At 45.8% G+C, this 17,982-nt stretch carries 18 protein-coding genes; 8 read left to right on the top strand and 10 right to left on the bottom strand.

Annotated elements, in window-relative coordinates; translation table 11 throughout:
• Positions 1–95: 95 nt before the first annotated feature.
• The 4 genes from GT674_RS03545 to bioA are packed head-to-tail and all read left to right on the top strand — an operon-like array spanning position 96 to position 3,549.
• Positions 96–686 (top strand): biotin transporter BioY, encoded by a 591-nt coding sequence (locus GT674_RS03545; protein ID WP_161284452.1) that lies wholly within the window; start codon positions 96–98, stop codon positions 684–686.
• Positions 683–1,666 (top strand): biotin synthase BioB, encoded by a 984-nt coding sequence (gene bioB, locus GT674_RS03540; protein WP_161284451.1) that lies wholly within the window; start codon positions 683–685, stop codon positions 1,664–1,666. The genes GT674_RS03545 and bioB overlap by 4 nt, the downstream gene beginning before the upstream one ends.
• A gap of 3 nt (positions 1,667–1,669) precedes the next feature.
• Positions 1,670–2,368, top strand: a complete 699-nt coding sequence (gene bioD / locus GT674_RS03535; RefSeq protein WP_161284450.1) for a dethiobiotin synthase — start codon at positions 1,670–1,672, stop codon at positions 2,366–2,368.
• Entirely contained in the window at positions 2,365–3,549 is a 1,185-nt protein-coding gene (gene bioA / locus GT674_RS03530) for an adenosylmethionine--8-amino-7-oxononanoate transaminase (protein ID WP_161284449.1), read from the top strand. The genes bioD and bioA overlap by 4 nt, the downstream gene beginning before the upstream one ends.
• Positions 3,550–3,578: 29 nt before the next feature.
• Here bioA and GT674_RS03525 read toward each other — a convergent pair whose 3' ends face one another.
• The 6 genes from GT674_RS03525 to GT674_RS03500 all read right to left on the bottom strand — a co-directional run bounded on the left by GT674_RS03525 (position 3,579) and on the right by GT674_RS03500 (position 9,802).
• Positions 3,579–4,589 carry an SGNH/GDSL hydrolase family protein gene (locus GT674_RS03525; protein WP_161284448.1) on the bottom strand — a complete coding sequence of 337 codons (1,011 nt, stop codon included), beginning with the start codon at positions 4,587–4,589 and terminating at the stop codon, positions 3,579–3,581.
• Positions 4,576–6,171 (bottom strand): MBOAT family O-acyltransferase, encoded by a 1,596-nt coding sequence (locus GT674_RS03520; RefSeq protein ID WP_227239685.1) that lies wholly within the window; start codon positions 6,169–6,171, stop codon positions 4,576–4,578. The genes GT674_RS03525 and GT674_RS03520 overlap by 14 nt, the downstream gene beginning before the upstream one ends.
• Position 6,172: 1 nt before the next feature.
• Entirely contained in the window at positions 6,173–6,400 is a 228-nt protein-coding gene (locus tag GT674_RS03515; RefSeq protein ID WP_161284447.1) for an acyl carrier protein, read from the bottom strand.
• A 2-nt stretch (positions 6,401–6,402) separates the two neighbouring features.
• Positions 6,403–7,584, bottom strand: a complete 1,182-nt coding sequence (locus GT674_RS03510) for an alanine racemase (protein WP_161284446.1) — start codon at positions 7,582–7,584, stop codon at positions 6,403–6,405.
• Positions 7,584–9,104 carry an amino acid adenylation domain-containing protein gene (locus tag GT674_RS03505; RefSeq protein ID WP_161284445.1) on the bottom strand — a complete coding sequence of 507 codons (1,521 nt, stop codon included), beginning with the start codon at positions 9,102–9,104 and terminating at the stop codon, positions 7,584–7,586. Before GT674_RS03505 ends, GT674_RS03510 begins: the two co-directional genes overlap by 1 nt.
• Before the next feature lie 146 nt (positions 9,105–9,250).
• Complete coding sequence (locus GT674_RS03500) at positions 9,251–9,802, bottom strand: hypothetical protein (RefSeq protein WP_330585458.1); 552 nt, start codon at positions 9,800–9,802, stop codon at positions 9,251–9,253.
• 203 nt (positions 9,803–10,005) lie between these two features.
• Here GT674_RS03500 and cobI point away from each other — a divergent pair, with 203 nt between their 5' ends.
• From cobI to GT674_RS03485, 3 genes are read left to right on the top strand one after another with little or no spacing between them, the layout of a single operon-like run.
• Entirely contained in the window at positions 10,006–10,692 is a 687-nt protein-coding gene (gene cobI, locus GT674_RS03495; protein ID WP_161284444.1) for a precorrin-2 C(20)-methyltransferase, read from the top strand.
• Complete coding sequence (locus GT674_RS03490) at positions 10,689–11,534, top strand: ABC transporter ATP-binding protein (RefSeq protein ID WP_161284443.1); 846 nt, start codon at positions 10,689–10,691, stop codon at positions 11,532–11,534. Before cobI ends, GT674_RS03490 begins: the two co-directional genes overlap by 4 nt.
• Positions 11,535–11,545: 11 nt before the next feature.
• Positions 11,546–12,277 carry an ABC transporter permease gene (locus tag GT674_RS03485; protein WP_161284442.1) on the top strand — a complete coding sequence of 244 codons (732 nt, stop codon included), beginning with the start codon at positions 11,546–11,548 and terminating at the stop codon, positions 12,275–12,277.
• A gap of 70 nt (positions 12,278–12,347) precedes the next feature.
• Here the strand turns inward: GT674_RS03485 and GT674_RS03480 are convergent, their stop codons facing one another.
• Positions 12,348–13,220, bottom strand: coding sequence for a pyridoxamine kinase (locus GT674_RS03480; RefSeq protein WP_243149045.1), 873 nt, complete (start codon positions 13,218–13,220; stop codon positions 12,348–12,350).
• Between the two features lie 103 nt (positions 13,221–13,323).
• On the opposite strand from GT674_RS03480, the gene pdxR reads away from it, so the two are divergent.
• Positions 13,324–14,664 (top strand): MocR-like pyridoxine biosynthesis transcription factor PdxR, encoded by a 1,341-nt coding sequence (gene pdxR, locus GT674_RS03475; protein WP_161284440.1) that lies wholly within the window; start codon positions 13,324–13,326, stop codon positions 14,662–14,664.
• A gap of 46 nt (positions 14,665–14,710) precedes the next feature.
• Here the strand turns inward: pdxR and GT674_RS03470 are convergent, their stop codons facing one another.
• Genes GT674_RS03470 through GT674_RS03460 form a run of 3 tightly spaced genes read right to left on the bottom strand, consistent with a single transcriptional unit; the run spans position 14,711 to position 17,959 of the window.
• Positions 14,711–15,352: a precorrin-8X methylmutase gene (locus GT674_RS03470; protein ID WP_161284439.1), complete on the bottom strand. Its 642-nt coding sequence runs from the start codon at positions 15,350–15,352 to the stop codon at positions 14,711–14,713.
• Positions 15,352–16,881 (bottom strand): cobyric acid synthase, encoded by a 1,530-nt coding sequence (locus GT674_RS03465; protein ID WP_161284438.1) that lies wholly within the window; start codon positions 16,879–16,881, stop codon positions 15,352–15,354. The genes GT674_RS03470 and GT674_RS03465 overlap by 1 nt, the downstream gene beginning before the upstream one ends.
• 1 nt (position 16,882) lies before the next feature.
• On the bottom strand, positions 16,883–17,959 hold the full coding sequence (locus GT674_RS03460; protein WP_161284437.1) for a pyridoxal phosphate-dependent aminotransferase: 1,077 nt from the start codon (positions 17,957–17,959) through the stop codon (positions 16,883–16,885).
• Positions 17,960–17,982: the final 23 nt, after the last annotated feature.

The following is a 17,982-nucleotide window of genomic DNA, read 5'->3' as shown; positions in this document are numbered from 1 at the left end:
TCATTATCGAAATGTAAACTATTTTGTATTTTAAGTTGACATTTTACCTGCTTTACTTTAAAATTGTAAACCATAAAGAATTTGGAGGTTTACAAATGTCAAAAACAAAAACTCTAATTTACTGTAGTCTTTTTACCGCACTGATCGCAGTGGGTGCTTTTATCAAAATTCCTGTACCGGTAGTTCCTTTTACTCTCCAGTATCTGTTTACTATGCTGGCAGGACTTTTGCTCGGTTCCAGACGTGGAACCATTTCTGTTGTTGCCTATATGCTTCTGGGACTCGCAGGACTTCCAATCTTCTCTGAAGGCGGCGGGCTGTGGTATGTCTTCAAGCCAAGCTTCGGCTATATCATCGGTTTCTGTCTCGGAACCTATGTAACAGGCCGTATCGCAGAACATCTTAAGAAAAAGACGGTTTTTCGCTATCTTTTTGCAAACCTGGCAGGACTTATGGTCGTCTATGCCTGCGGCATGATCTACTACTACATCGTCTGCAACTATGTGATCAACACACCGATTGGAATCTGGCCGCTCATCCTTTACTGCTTCCTTCTTGCAGTACCTGGTGACATTGCCTTAAGCATTCTTGGCGCAGTCATTGCAAGACGTGTCCGCCCGGTTGTGATGCAGTATCTCTCTATGCCAAATACACTTTTACCAAATACGGAGGAAACAGCCAAATGAACCCACTTACTTTAGCCGAAGAAATTATTAACGGACGTCGAATCACCCGAGAAGATGATCTTTCCTTCTTTCTCACCTGTGATCTGGATGAATTATGCGAAGGTGCTGACCGTATCCGTGCAGCATGTATCGGAGACAGAGTAGATCTCTGCTCTATCATCAACGGACGCAGCGGCAGATGTCCGGAAGACTGTAAATACTGTGCACAGTCTGCACACCACCACACTTCCTGTGAAGTTTACGATTTTCTTCCGGAAGAAGAAATTCTCGAAGCCTGTAAGATGAATGAATCTGAAGGTGTTGACCGTTTTTCCATCGTCACCGCCGGAAAAGCTCTGACAGGAAAAGAATTTGACCAGGCGATCCACGCCTATGAAACCATGCACAGAGAATGTAAGATCGATCTCTGCGCTTCCATGGGATTTCTTTCTGCTGAACAGCTTCATCGTCTTCATGAGGCAGGCGTAACCAGCTATCACCACAATATCGAAACCTCCCGTAGAAATTTCCCGAACATCTGCACTACCCATACTTACGACATGAAGATTGAAACTCTCAAAAAAGTCAAGGCTGAAGGCATGTGTGCCTGCTCCGGCGGTATCATCGGCATGGGCGAAACCTGGGAAGACCGTCTAGATATGGCAGTGAGCCTTGCCGAGCTTGGAATTGATTCCATCCCGATCAACGCTCTGATGCCGATTCCTGGAACTCCACTGGAACATCTGCCGGAACTTTCCGAGCCTGATATTCTTCGTACCATTGCATTTTTCCGTTATATCAATCCGGAAGCAAATATCCGTCTCGCTGCCGGACGTGCCCTTCTTACCAATGACGGCGAAACTGCATTTAAGGCCGGAGCCTCTGCTTCCATCACCGGCAATATGCTGACTACCGTTGCCTGTGCTACGATCCGCAGTGATCGACAGATGCTCGCCGATCTTGGACGTCAAGTAAAACCTGTATCTCGAAAGGATGTGTAAATCATGAGCAAAGCAATCTTTCTCACCGGCACCGGAACAGATATCGGAAAAACTTTTATTGCCGGACTAATCGTAAAAAAACTTGCCGGGGCTGGCAAAAATCCTGCCTATTATAAAGCTGCCATGAGTGGAAATGACCGCAGAGCAGACGGAAGTCTGATCCCCGGTGATGCACTTTTTGTTCAGCAGATGTCCGGAATCTCACAGCCACTTGATAAAATGTGTCCGTACGTGTATGAGAATGCCTGGTCACCACATCTGGCTTCCCGCGTGGAAGGAAATCCTGTTGATCTTTCAGTTGTGCGAGAAGGTTTTCTGAAGGTCTCAGAAAAATATGATTTTATCACCATGGAAGGAAGTGGCGGAATTCTCTGCCCTCTCTGCTTTGATGAACGCAGGATCCAGCTTGAAGACGTGATCCGGGAATTTAAGCTTTCCAGTATTCTGGTGGCAGATGCAGGACTCGGCACCATCAACAGTGTCGTGCTGACTGCCGAGTACATGAAAGCACATTCTCTTCCTTTAAAGGGAATTATTTTTAATCATTACCATCCTGGTAATATCATGGAAGATGATAATATTTTCATGTGTGAACATATGACAGGGCTTCCTGTGCTTGCAAAGGTACAGGATAATGCCACAGAACTTGAAACAGATGCAGATGTGCTGAGTGCACTTTATGACGAGGTGAAGATCAAATGATATGGTATCCTTATGAACAGATGAAAACTATGAAAGAACCTTACAAAATCCTGGATGCCAAGGGTGTGCATCTCTATACAAAGGATCAGGAACTGATCGATTCCATTTCTTCCTGGTGGTGCATGATCCACGGTTACAAGCATCCGGAACTCACCGCCGCAATCAAAGAGCAGGCCGATCGTTTCTGCCATGTAATGCTTGGCGGACTCACTCATGAGCCTGTAGAAAGACTTTCCGCAAAGCTTCAGGAATTTCTCCCCGGAGATCTGGATTACTGTTTCTTTTCTGATTCCGGAAGTGTCGCTGTAGAGGTTTCCCTGAAAATGGCTCTTCAGTACAATACCAACCAGGGAAGAAAAAGACCTTTGGTACTGGCTCTTCAACATGCCTATCATGGAGATACATTTAAGGCAATGGAAGTTGGAGACGATGAAGATTATCATTTTGCTTTTGACAAAAAAGAAGGTGTTATCCATATTCCAACGGAAATCCCTGCTCTTGAAGAGGCCTTTGAGCTTTATCACGACAAACTGAACTGCTTTATTGTAGAACCGCTTCTTCAGGGCGCCGGTGGAATGAGGATGTATGATATCTCCTTCCTGAAACGTGCCAGAGAACTGTGTGATAAATATGATGTTCTTCTGATCTTTGATGAGGTGGCGACCGGATTTGGACGTACCGGCAACCGCTTCGTAGCAGACCTGGTACTCCCGGACATTCTGGTTCTTGGAAAAGCACTGACCGGCGGTTATATCGGTCATGCAGTCACTGTCGCCAATCACAAGGTCTTTCAGGCATTTTACAGTGATGATGACAGGCTTGCCCTGATGCACGGGCCGACATTCATGGGAAATCCTCTTGCATGTGCAGTCGCACTCAAGGGCATTGAAATCTTTGAGCGGGAAGATTATATGAGCAAGATCCGCCATATTGAACAGATTTCCCGCCAGGAAATGGAGAAATTCAGTGATCCTCGGATCAAAGAGGTTCGTGTCATGGGTGGCTGTACCTGCGTAGAAGTCCATGATCCGAAGACTCTCGAAGGATTTCAGCAGTTTGCCTATGAGCGTGGTGTATTCTGCCGACCATTCCTGAATTATATGTATTCTATGGTTCCTTATGTAATCTCTGATGAGGACCTGATTCAGATCTTTAACGTAATGAAGGACTGGTTTCACTGAAACCAGTCCTTTTGTTTTGCTTTAAAATCTTATTTCTTTTCTCTCAGGTATTTCAAAATAACTTCTATCTTCTTTGCCGCATTTTTTCTGGCTTTCTGATACTGTGCCACCATATCATCAAAAGACTGATATTCAGCCTCCCCACGATGATCTTCCAGCTCATAATTCTGTTTCAGATAACTGCCAAAATATCTGCTCAGCTTTTCTGCCCCGAGAACATTCAGATGATCGCCGTTGTCCAGACTGTCTTTTTCCCAGTCAATACCCAGTTCCTCTGTCATCAGATTGAAATCCACATAAGCCGCACCCATCTGCTCTGCATATTCCGTCAGAGTATTATGCTTTGCATAATTATAGTTATGTGGAGACGGTGCACTGTAAAGAATCACAGAGCATCCTTCCTCTTTGCACATCTTAACGATCCTGTCCATATAAAATCTGACAATTGGCGATATTTCTTCTTTCCTGTCGGTCTTTTCCATGTAGTCTCCGCCGGTGTAAGGTTCCACTATATCACGGACAACAAAACCCTTATAATACACCTGCTGCTTTTCCGGACCCATGACCCAGTTCTGCCACATACTGTGAAGCAGAAATACCGGCAAATAATAATTTGCTGTCTGTGCGATCATTTTCTGTATTCCCTCAGAAACACTCTGTGGCTGAAACATACTGTTTGTCTCAAATACCACGATCTTTGGTTTCTGTGTACGAAGAGCTGTTTTGAGCATATAATAGGTTTCTTCTATTTCCTGTCCTGTCTGTCCGCAGACAAAGGAAGAAATCCCATCCTGCTGCCAGATCTCCATAGGAGAAAACGTTGTATAGCTTTCGCTGTCTCCCAGCACCAGTACATCTATACTGTCATTTCTTTCACTCTGAATATTGACCCAGGGTCTGTTTCTCGACTGTACAAACTCTGGATAGTTTAGAGCCATACTTTTAAAGAAAGCAGACAAAGCAAGAAGCAGAATAAGAAATATCACCAGGAGTACTGCTGCCTTTTTGACAGTTCGCTTTTTTTCTTTAAAATCCTGCATAGATCAAATCAACCTGCTGATAACCCGTACCATAAGCGCCCAATACTATCACTGCAAAAATCAGAGCATAATAAAGCATCCAGCGCACCGGGAACTTCATTTCCTGCAGTTTATCCCAGTTCAGCAGTTTCCTTTCTTTTAGTATATCTGCCACAGCAACAACAAGGATCCCAAAACCAGCTGCCATAAGATCCGCTGCATTCAGACCAAGGCCAAGAAGTGTTCCATCCCAGAGTCTGTAGAATTCAAATCCATGAAAAATACTCCGGAACATATGAAATCCGGCTGCTGCTCCATTTGCCCTGAAAAACATTTCGCCGGTAAAAATGATCACCCATGTCTTCAGAATCTGCGGTACTCTCCAGTACAACGCCTTACAGTCCAGATGAAATCTGTCAAGAACCTTCTCACGAACCGGGGAAACTGCCTCTCCTGCCAGAAGGATCACAAAATAATACATTCCATAAAGAATGTAATTCCACTGTGCCCCATGCCATAAGCCATTGCACATCCATACCGGGAATAATGTCATGGCAAAAATACCCATCTTGGTCAGATATTTCCCGAAATGTTTTCTTGCAAAATGATTCCACTTCTTTACCAGACCGGAAACCGAAACAGGATAAAAGACATAGGCTTTAAGCCATGCACCAAGGGTAATATGCCATCTTCTCCAGAATTCTGAAGCATTTCCTGAAAAAAACGGCTGCCTGAAGTTCTCCGGAAGGTCTACGCCGAATAAATTTCCACTTCCGATAACGATATCCATACAGCCGGAAAACTCCATATAAAGCTGAAGCGTATAGGCGATGGCGGCAACTATGATCATCACGCCATGATAGTCTGTATAGCTGTCAAAAATCGCTGTCACCACAACAGAAAGTCTGTCTGCAACCACGATCTTTTTGAACATTCCCCATGCAATACGGACAATTCCCTTTACAAGATTCTGGCTCTGAACCGGTCTGCATTCCCAGAGAGCATCTGCTGTATCCTTCCAGCTGCTGATCGGTCCCTCCATGATCTGTGGAAAGAATCCAAGGAAAAGTGCCACCTTCGCCCAGTTATGCTCCGCTTTGATCCTGCCCCAGTATACATCGGCCATATAGCCGATTGCCTCAAGTGTATAAAAGGAAATACCGATAGGAATAAGAAGCTTCTGTGGTTCCAGGTAAAAGTCCTTCCCTGCTGCCATGGCGATTCTGTTCATGTTCTGAATAAAGAAATTGCAGTATTTTAAATAGGCCAGGATTCCAAGTAAAATAATGATCCCGGCCATAAGTACTCTCTTTTCTTTTGCTTTGTACTGTTTTTTTATGGCAGAACGTTCTTTGGAATGAAACTCCTTAGCCCTGGCTCTGCCAGTTTCCTTTAGGTGCTCCATCCAACGCCCTGCGCCGTAGATCAGTCCTGAAACAGCGATCAGATATAGCACCATCCACCGGCTGAAGGACCAGAAAAAAAGATATCCCGCCAGGATCAGAACTGCTCTGCGCATCTTTTGTGATGAAAAATGATATACGAGAACTACCAACGGCAAAAATACAAACAGATATAACTCTGTATGATATGCCAGACCCATATTAATTCTCCTGTAATCTCTGGATCATCTTCCACATGGCATCTGCGGAGTTAAAGTTTTCCGGAACGATCTCGGATGCATCAATCTCAACCTCGAACTGATCTTCCAGTTCAGAGATCAGGCTGATCACACCAAAGGAATCCAGAATACGGTCATCGATCAGAGCAGTTTCGTTTTCCCAGTCTACAGTATCATCAATATCATTTAAAATCTCAAGTAAAGTTTCCATTATTAGTTTTCCTCCATATTCCATTTATAAGTCTGATAAGCTTTTCTTATCTGTCTGAATCCTTCTTCTTCATTATACAAAAGGATCCTTGGAAGACTGTGGCTCAGAAACAGCAGCATCCCCTCCATAGAAGAGTAGGCTCCGGTTTTCTTAAATACCAGAATATCTCCCTCTTTTGGTTCTGTAAGAGCCAGCTTCTGTACCATAATGTCATTCACGGTACAGAGACTTCCGCAGATTGTCCAGTTCTTCTCTTCTCCCTGTCTCTTCTCTGCAAGAATCTCCATCGGCGGCTCATACATTCCTCTGATCTGTCCGTCATAATTAAGCTGGTGGATCCCGCCGTCTGTGATGCAGTAGTTTTTGTCATCACTGGATTTGACATCCATGATCTTTGTAAGATAATATCCGCAGTCTGCCGCAAAGGCTCTTCCCATCTCAAGAGTGACCCTTCCCGAGAATTTCATCTGCTCCAGTGTCTGTACGATCTCCATAAGACCATCCTCACCGACTGCCCTGGACGGATCAAAATAGGAAACCGGCAATCCCGGACCATATTCCAGTTCTTCTGGCTCAAATGCGTATTTCTCTTTCAGTTCACCGAGAAAAACATCCAGCTTTTCCAGTTCTTTCTGGATTTTGCTGACAGAACGCTTCTGTGTGCCGGAGAAATAGTGGATGCCACGGATCCTGAGAAACGGATATTCCGCTCTGTGTTCGATCAGTCCCTCTATCGTCTTCTGATCCATTCCAAACTGGTTTCCACTGGTCAGTCTCGGAAAAACAGAAATTTCCTGTTCATGTTCTATTGCCCATGTTTTCAGAAGTTCAAACTGCTGCAGGGATTCGGCTGTGTACAGACACGCATTTCCATACTTGTCCAGAACCGCATTCAGCTTCCCGGGTTTTTTGAGGACACCGGACACTAATATCTTCCCCGGTGCAATGCCCTGCTCCTCGCAGATTGCAAATTCACCCATGGAACACACCTCGATACGGTCTACAAGCTGCTCCATCACTTTTACAAGAAACGGATTTGCCTTCATTGCATAACAGAGACCTGCCGCCTTTCCCAGTGTATTCTCAAGACGCCTGGTAGTTTCTCTTAATTCTTCTTCATGAAACACATACAAAGGTGTCCCAAATTCTGCTGCCTTGCGCAGCTCTTTTGTCTGCATTTCCATCAGCTCCACTCCTGTGCAAGATATTTACGGTCAATCTTACCATTTTTGTTGAGAGGCATTTCCTCAATCCTGCGGATCTTAGCCGGAATCATATAGACCGGAAGGAAACGCTTAAGTTCCTGATGAACTTCCTTCTCATCCATGTCACCGGTATAAAATCCCAGGAGCTTATTGCGTTTTGTATCGAACAGACAGCAGCATCTTGAAACTCCGTCAAGCTTCTCAAATGCTCTTTCGATTTCCTCAAGTTCGATCCTGTGACCCATATGCTTGATCTGGAAATCTTTTCGTCCGGCAAAATAAAGATTCTCATCCTCGCCAAAATACCCAAGATCACCTGTACGGTAAAATCTTGTGTTTCCTGTTTCGCCCGGAACTGCTCCTGTGACAAATCTTCGAGCCGTTTCCTCTTCGTTGTGATAATAACCATCAGCCAGAGACTCACCGGCAACACAGATTTCACCGGTCTTACCGGATTCTGTGATGTCTGCTCCCGTCTCATCAAGAAGAAATACGGTTCTTCCGTCAAACGCCCTGCCTGCCGGAATCACCTCTCCGTCCTGAAATTCCCGTTCTACCGGATACCAGGTACAGTTACAGGTAATTTCAGATGGCCCGTACAGATTGATGAATTTTGTCTGCGGCAGAGCCTGCTGCCAGAGCCGCATCTGTTTCACCGGCATGACTTCGCCGCTGAACATGATGATCCTGGCATCTTCGGGAATCTTATATTTCAGTCCCTTGAGGGAAGAAATCAGACAAAGTGCAGAAACTGCCCATACCATAACGGTCACCTTCTTATCGCAGAGATAATCCAGAAGCCTCGGCGGAAGAGAAAACAGACGCTTCGGTACCAGTACCAGTGTTGCTCCTGTCGTGATCGCAGAATAAATATCCTTTACAGAAACATCAAAGTCAAACGGTGCCTGATTCGCAATACGATCCTGGTCTGTGATCTCAAACTGCTTTGTAAAATGACCAATGAAATCTATCACGGCCTGCTGGCTGACTGCCACACACTTCGGTTTGCCTGTAGAACCTGAGGTAAAAATTCCATACAGAAGATCTGTACTGTCCGCCGTAGAACGTCTCTCCATCAGCTTCTCGACATCCTGTTCTGTAAGAGATGCCTCTGTACGTTCCTGATCCAGAAGATAAATTTCTCCCTGATAACCGGCATCCTCAAGCTGGTTTTTATATGTACTGTCTGTAAGCACCAGATCCGTCTTGAGGACACTTAAGATATCCTTCAGTCTCTCCAGTGGCTGCTCCGGATCGATCATTACATAAAAGCATCCGGCATAGACTATACCAAACATAGCTGCAAGGACCTCTGAGCTTTTTTCTCTGAGGATTGCAACAGGTCTTCCCGGCATTGTCTTATCCAGAAAAGAAAGGCCAAAGTGTCTCGCCTTATCCAGAAGTTCCTGATAGGTAAACTGTACTGTCCCATCATCCACTGCTGTTTTATCAGGAAATCTCTCAGCTGTCTTTTCCAGATATTTCAATATATTATCCATTACTTATTCACCTGCCTTTACTAAAAACATCTAAAAACATTTTCACATAATAATATTACTATTTTCTGAATAATTTCTTAAATTTCATGATGTTCGGAATTTTTTTATACAGAAAACTCGTTACTGTTCATTCCGTTATCCACGCATCAGCATCTTCTCCGCTTATTGACAAAATAATTCAGAATTCCTCCGCCTACAATGATCGCCATTGCAACTGCAACCACTCTCTTGGCTGCTTCCTGCGGAAGCTGACTCTTGGAACCGATAGAATCCGAATAAAAAGTCAGCGTATAGTCAATCTCATGGGGTGCTCCCATCGCTGTCGTGTCTGCGATCACCGACACTGGCTCATCCAGTGCAAGGATCGGGATCTCAAACACGGAATTCATTCCCTCCTCATTCGTCGGCAAATACTTCTCTCCATCCACGATCATATAATCATAATTGGAACTGCTCCACTGGATCCTGGCATACCCGTGTCCGTCCTCCACAGTAAACAGTGTCGGAGACGTCACGCTTGCTTTTCCGCTTCCTCCCTCGAGATCCACCTGGATAGAATATTCTCCATCTTCGCTGTTAAATTCAACAGCCTCTGTTCCCGCGGTATTCTGTGCTGCCAGACAGACAGACGGCATAACATCGGCAGATAAAAGTGCTGCCAGAGAACAGACTGCCAAAATTTTCCTACATTTATGCATTACCCTAAACTCCGTTTCTTTTCGTTAAGAAATACATTACAACAGTAAGTTACTGTTCACTCCGTTCACAGTAACAGAAATACTATAACACAGCAAATCATACATTGCAAACCCTATGCGATTCTAGTATAATAAAAAGAATGTGACTGATTTACATTTTTACATTATCAAATTTTTTAGTATAAACAGGAGGTTTTTTACCAATGAAAGGAACATTATATGGCGTAGGAGTCGGACCTGGAGATCCGGAATTAATGACATTGAAGGCGGTCCGCATGATCCGCGAGAATGAGATCATTGCTGTACCAGGTGCAGATGTCAAAGACACGGTTGCCTACAAGATTGCAGTCCAGGCAGTGCCTGAACTGGCAGACAAGGAACTTCTTCCGATCTATATGCCAATGACACATGATGCAAAAGAACTGAAGGAAAATCATGAAAAGGGAGCCAAAGCACTGGAAGCCTGTCTTGATCAGGGCAAAAACGTTGTTTTCCTGACTCTTGGAGATCCTTGTGTATATTCTACCTTCTCCTATCTCCAGCATCGTGTGGAGGCAGACGGATATCACACAGAGCTTGTAAGCGGAATCACCTCTTTCTGTGCTGCCGCTGCCCGTCTGAACGTTTCTCTTTCTGAATGGAACGAACAGCTTCATATCGTACCGGCTGTACATCGTCTTGACAACGATCTCAGTGAATCCGGAAATTACGTTCTTATGAAATCCGGCAAAAAAATGAATCAGGTCAAGGAAATCCTTGCAAAGAGCGGCCGCGATGTCCTGATGGTCGAAAACTGTGGTATGCCGCAGGAACACATCTACAGAAGTGTTGAGGAAATTCCGGATGATGCAGGTTATTATTCCCTGATCATTGCAAAGGAGAAGAAATGATCGAAACCAGAAATCTGACCAAGACCTTTGATGATTTCACTGCTGTGGATTCCCTGAACCTTACGATCGAAACCGGAGAATTTTTTGGTCTCCTCGGTCCAAACGGCGCAGGAAAAACAACGACGATCAGTCTTTTATCCACCCTGCTCCTTCCCACAAAAGGGGAGATCCTGATCGATGGCCAGACACTGAAGAGAAACCGTCCGGATCTGAAACGCAAGATCAGCGTGATCACTCAGGAGTATTCCATGCGCCAGGATATGACCATGGACGAGATCATGGAATATCAGGGAAGGCTTTATTTCATGCCTCGCAAGGAGATCCGGAAGCGAACAGAAGAACTTCTGGAGTTCTGTGACCTGCTTAAATTCCGTAAGCGTACCGTCCGCAAACTTTCCGGTGGTATGAAGCGCAAACTGATGGTCTGCCGTGCACTTCTGACGGACCCGGAGATCCTTCTCCTCGATGAGCCGACTGCCGGAATGGACGCGCTTTCCAGACGACAGATGTGGAATCTTCTGCGCAAGCTGAACGGCAAAAACCTGACGATTCTTCTGACCACACACTATATGGAAGAAGCACAGAATCTCTGCAACCGCGTAGCTCTGATGGATCACGGTAAACTGGAAGAAATCAATACTCCTACCGGTCTGATCGAAAGTCTCGGGGCCTACACAGTCGATGAACCGGGTGCTGACGGAAGTACTGTAAGCCATTATTTCCACAGCCGTCAGGAGGCCATCGCCTTTCTGTCCTCCCTTACAGGACAGGCTTCTCTTCGTGAAACCACTCTGGAAGATGTTTTTGTGGAGCGGGCAGGCCGTCATCTGATGCCGTCATAAAGGAGGAGCAAATGGGAATTATAACAATTTTATGGGAAAAATGGGTGGAATTCCGCAGAGATTTCTACAAGATCACACTGGCAGCCATGATCGCACCTCTGATGTATCTTGTTGTGTTCGGAATGGGAATCCAGACAACGTCCCACGGACAGCCGTACCTGAATTTCCTTATCCCGGGTGTCGTATCTCTGACAACGATGAACGGAAGCTTCAATGCCATTGCCCAGAATCTGAATGTCCAGAGATTATACGAGAAGGCCTTTGATCAGGTCATGATCTCACCGACGCCTCTGTGGCAGTTTATCGCAGGGCAGATCATCGGCGGAAGCCTTCGTGGATTCTATGCCGGAGGTGTGATCCTGATCCTGACTCTGCCGATCGATACCGGACTTATTTTTAACGGATGGTCTTTTCTGGTGATGTTTTTAAACGGAGCTGTTTTTTCTGCAATAGGCGTCGTGGTTTCTTTCCTTGCAAAAAACCATGCAGACGTACCGCGTTTTTCCAACTACATCATCATGCCGATGGCTTATCTGTGCAACACCTTCTTCTCCACAGAAAAGCTTCCCGGATTTATCGGAAAGTTTGTATCTGCACTTCCGCTTTCCCAGACCAGTCATCTGATCCGAAGCATTTCTGCCGGTGAAGGATTTGCATTTTCAGGGATTGTGATCCTGCTTGCCTATCTTCTCGTATTTACAGCGATCGCATCCTGGTTTATCTATAAGAAAAAGAATCTTTAATAAATAACGCAAAAGGGAAACTGTACAGAAATCTTCTGTATGGTTTCCCTCTTTTTGTCGTACGATCTGTTTACCGTCTCCTGTCTGCCAACTCATAAAGATACGTTTCAAAACAGATTCCTTCGTTTCGGTCTGTTCCCTCTTTTACTGCATCATGGATTCCTTTTGCAAGGAAATTGACCGCCTTCTGTACTGATAAAGCGATATCTCTCCCCTTGACCATATCGGCACAGAGTACAGAAGCAAACAGATCTCCCGTTCCAGAATAACTGCCGCCTTCTTTTTTGGTTGTTATCCAGGTCTGACTGTTTTTCTGACAGATCAGATTGCTGATACATTTCTGTCCGTCTTCGCTTTCGTGACTGATGCCTGTGATAACCGTTTCTGCCTGAAATTTTTCTGTAAGCAGCCTTCCTGTCTGCTGAATGTATTCCAGAAGTGCTTCCGTGCTTAAGTCGGCAAGCTTCTGCCATTCTGTATGCATCCCTCTGCTTCCATAAAGAAGCAGAAGTGCTTCCGTGACATTCGGCGTGATCACAGCCGCCTCCTGCACAAGAATCCGCATCTTTTCACATAATTCTTCTGTATAAACGGAATATTCCTCGCCATCATCACCCATGACCGGATCTACCAGAACCTTTGTCTCTGTACTTTTGAATCTCTGTATAAAATCCACTGCCTTCTCTGCCTGTAGTGCATCTGCCAGAAAACCGGTGTAAATACCATCCGGACGGAAATGCATCTTCTGCCATTCGTCCATCAGAATATCCATGCGGTCTGTATAATCATCACAATAATAAGATGGAAATCCGGTCTGTGCACTCAAAACTGCGGTAGGAAGCGGGCACGCCTGCACTCCCATCACCGAGAGAACCGGTATTGCCGCTGTCAGTGAACATTTTCCCATCCCGGACAGATCATTGAGAACTGCAATTCTTTTCAAAGTATTTCTCCTCATCTTGCATTTTTTGCTATTCTGAATTAGAATAACACCTGAATGTACATCAAAAAAGAACCACTTTTATTCATTTTTTGGGGGACAGTTTATGAGTTTATCTTTACACCAGACTGACAAAAAAGAAAGTTTATATATGCAGGTTTATCATCATTACCGGGAACTGATCATGGAACGTCGTCTTCCTGCCAGAAGTCGTATGCCCTCCCTTCGCAAATGTGCTGAGGAATTGAATCTCAGCCGTACCACGATCGAGAGTGCCTATCTCCAGCTCGCCGCAGACGGCTATATTATTGCCCGGGCACAGAGCGGGTATTATGTGACCGACATCGCATCACTGGAGCCGGTACAGCCCAAACCCAGAAATGCCGCCCTGCCGGAGGTCCGGTACGATTTCGCCTCTGCCGGCGTTGACCGTGAAAGTTTTCGTTTTGATCTGTGGCAGCGGTATATCAAAAGTGCGCTACGCCAGAACGACAGACTTCTCTCCTACGGAGAGCCGCAGGGGGAAGAGGATCTACGACAGGTTCTCGCTGACTATGTCCGACAGCATCGCAATGTGGTCTGTTCGGCAGAGGATATTGTGATCGGAGCCAGTGTGCAGAGTCTTCTGCAGCTTCTCTGTCCTCTTTTGCGTGAAAGACAGACGGTATCCTTTCCAACACCTTCTTTTGTTCAGGGAAGTACTGTTTTTTCTGATTATGGATTTGAAATACATTATCGAAATAAAGACTGTGATATCATCTATGTCTCCCCGGCGCATATGACAAAATGGGGAGAGATCATGCCGGTATCCCGGCGTATGGAGCTGATCCACTATGCCGGAACAAAGGGCAGTCTCATCATTGAAGATGATTTTGAAAATGAATTTGTGTATCTCCAGAAGCCGACGCCTTCTCTTTTCGGTCTCGCAGGCGGACATAATGTAGTCTATCTTGGTTCCTTTTCGCGTCTTCTCCTCCCTTCGATCCGTATCAGTTTTATGGTACTGCCGCCATCTCTTGCGGACGAATACCACAGACGGGCCGACTATTACAGCCAGACTGCATCCAAGGCGGAGCAGATTGCTCTCTGCCAGTTTATCCGCGACGGTCATCTTGGTGCCCAGACAAGGAGGCTGAAACGTCTGTACTCCCAGAAGCTGAAACTGCTTCTCCATGAAGTCCGCGAAGTTTTTGGCAGCAGCTCACAGATACAGATCGGTGCCGCTGGAACCAGCCTTGCGCTCACGCTTTCCAGTCCCGCAGACGGCGCAGAATTAAAAAAGCAGGCACGGACCCGTGGTCTGCGCCTGCAGATATTAAAAGAAGAACCCGGTTTTGTAACCCTTCTTCTTTCCTGTTCTTCAATGCCCGAGGAGGATTTTGCACCTGCCTGCCATCTGTTGTCTCAGATCATGTCTGAACTTTCTTCTCCTGTCCCAAAGGAATAGAAGAAAATTCAGACAGTCCTCTTTTTCATTCTTGAATTTTTGTGCTTCAGTCTCTCCGGTTATCGATCATGTACAGCAGAGCATTACAGATACAGGCGGCAATATTACTTCCACCCTTCCGTCCTCTTGCAACAATATACGGCACATCTGCCTGCATGATCAGTTCCTTTGACTGCACAACATTGACAAACCCGACAGGAACACCGATGATCAGCTCCGGTGATAATTTTCTGTCCTCAATAAGTTCATAGAGGCGTACCAGTGCTGTCGGTGCATTTCCAATCGCAAAGATCAGCTTTTTGTCAAGAGCGGCAGCCTTGTCCATGCTCGCTGTTGCTCTTGTGGTTCCATGCTTCTTTGCAAGCTCTGCCACATCCTCATCGGACATAAAACAGTATACTTCGCCTCCGTAACGGGCAAGTGCACGTTTGTTGATACCAGATTTCGCCATCTGTGTATCTGTGACTATACAGGCACCATTTCTGATTGCATCCATTGCTTTCTCTATGACATCCTGTGAAAAACAGAGATTTTTGGCATAGTCAAAATCTGCACTTGTATGGATGCAGCGCTTTACCACAAGTTCAGTTCCCGGGACAAGCGGGGTATCTCCAAGCTCTTCCGTGATGATCTCAAAGCTTCTTTTCTCTATGTCCATCGGCTTTACATTTTCAAGTTCAACCTTCATCAGATCGTCTCCTTTTCCGGTTCTATTCCTTCGTCCAGTATTTCGTAGATTTTTTTCATATCCAGATGTTTCCTCAGTTCTGCCGCCAGGATGTCATATTGTGACTCCTTAAACGCTGCAAAATCCACACCTTCTATCTCAGATACATCAATTCCTTTTTTGTCACCTATTGCCTTCACAAGCCCGAGTGCCACTTCTTCCCTGTCAAAGATCCCGTGTACATAAGTACCGCAGACATTGTGGTAAAAAGTACCTTCTCTTTTTTCCTTTCCGGTCACTGTATCCTTCGTAAAGGTACTGGCAGCTGCACCTTCCTTCCTGGTGCTCTCTCCCATATGGATCTCATATCCTGTGAATACAACATCTCTAAGAGGTGCAAAGTCTCCCTCAAGCGAAAGGAAATGCCCTGTCACCTGTGTTCTCGTCTTCGTCTGGGCAAACACGGTATCCATCGGCAGAAGTCCCATTCCACGCATGGAACCACCGGCTTCCACGCCGTACGGATCACTCAGGTTCTCGCCCAGCATCTGATAACCGCCACAGACACCAAAGATCAGGGTTCCTCTTGCAGCTTCTTTGAGGATCAGTGCCTCCATTCCACTTTCGCGCAGCCATTTGAGATCATCCATCGTGTTTTTGGTTCCCGGAAGAAAGATCACATCCGGGTTTTTGAGATCTGACGGGTGCTGTACGTAACGAAGCGAAACTCCCGGTATACTCTCCAGTGGGTTAAAGTCCGTAAAATTGGAAATTCTCGGCACACGGATAACCGCCATATCGATCATCCCAACTTCCTGAGGTCTGTCAAAACGCTCGGTAAGGCTGTCCTCATCCTCCACCTGAATATTAAGATATGGTGCAACTCCCACCACTGGAATCCTGCACTTGCTCTCAAGCATCTCCACACCCGGATCAAGAATGGTCTTGTCTCCGCGGAATTTGTTGATGATCAGCCCCTTGATCATATTTCTTTCATCTTCCTCAAGAAGCTCCACCGTTCCATAAAGCTGTGCAAATACACCTCCACGGTCGATATCTCCGACCAGAAGCACCGGTGCCTTTGCCATCTTTGCCATTCCCATATTGACGATGTCTTCTTTTTTGAGGTTGATCTCAGCCGGGCTGCCCGCTCCTTCTATCACAATAATATCATTCTCGGCAGCAAGTGCATCGAATGCCTTCATAATGTCCGGAACCAGTTTTTTCTTGTAGGCAAAATAGTCCCTTGCACTCATTGTGCCAAGAACTTCACCATTTACAATAACCTGAGATCCCACGTCATTCGTCGGCTTGAGAAGAATCGGATTCATAAGAACCGACGGTTCGATTCCTGCTGCTTCTGCCTGCATGACCTGTGCCCTTCCCATTTCCAGTCCTTCTTTTGTGATAAAAGAATTCAATGCCATATTCTGTGACTTAAAAGGGGCCACCCGGTATCCATCCTGCCTGAAGATACGGCAGAGTCCCGCCGCCAGAAGGCTTTTGCCCGCATTTGACATTGTCCCCTGCACCATGATCGCTTTTGCCATTCTACTGCTCCTCCTCTTCCTGCTGTGCTTTCTTTCGCTCTTCCATAAGTCCGTCATGGATCGTCCGGATCAGCTGTTCATTTTCTTCGTGAGTCCGCACTGCCACCCGGTAAAATCCCTTTCCAAGTCCCGGATAGTTGCTGCAGTCCCGAATCAGGACATTCTTTCTGACGCAGATTTCAAAAAGATCCTCTGGACCCTTAAAAAACAGATAATTTGCCTGCGAAGGAAAAACAGTCATTCCAAGCTTATACAGTTCCCCGCTTAAATACTCAGCCTCCTCAAAGATCAGATTTCGTGCTCTTTCAACATAATCTGTCTCTTTAAGTGCCGCAATTCCTGCTGCCTGTGCAGGGACAGAAATATTCCATGGCTGTGTGGCCAGTGTCATCTTTTCGAGAAGCTCCTCATTCTCCGTAATCCCATATCCAAGACGGACCCCTGCCATCGCATAACGCTTCGTAAATGCCTTCAGAAGAAACAGGTTATGGTATCTCGGAAGCTGTGCCTTCAGACTGTACTGGCCCGGATCCCGGATAAAATCCTGGAAACATTCATCCACCACCAGAAAAATATCCATTTCCCGGCAGACACGGAGCAGTTTAAACAGAAATTCCCTGTCCGTAAGCATCCCTGTCGGATTATTCGGGTTGCAGAGAAAAACCATATCCAGGTCTTTATGAAGCCAGTCAATAAAACTGTCCTGGACACGGAACTCTTCTTCTTCCTTAAGAAGCACATGCTCCACCTGTGCGCCAACACTTTCCAGTGCCTGCTCATATTCGGCAAAGGTAGGCACCGGGATCAGCGCCCGTTTGGGTCTCAGTGCATGACAAAGTGAAAACACTAATTCAGCCGCACCGTTGCCGCAGATAATATGTTCCGGTTTGACATCCTCATAAGCTGCAATTGCCTCCTTCAGTGGTGCATAGCCCACCTGCGGGTAATCTTTCAGATGATCCAGACTGTCCCGGACTGCCTGTTTTACACTCTCCGGTGTTCCAAGGGGATTACAGTTTGCGGAAAAATCAAGACAGTTTTTGTAAGTATAGATATTTCCCCCGTGTACGTGTTTCATTTATTTTCTCCTTTGCTGCCGTC

Origin of the sequence: Blautia sp. BIOML-A1 (assembly GCF_009883055.1) — a bacterium.
Lineage (GTDB): Bacteria > Bacillota > Clostridia > Lachnospirales > Lachnospiraceae > Blautia_A.
Note: the sequence above shows the minus strand (reverse complement) of the source record. Positions and strands in the feature narration are given on the sequence as shown.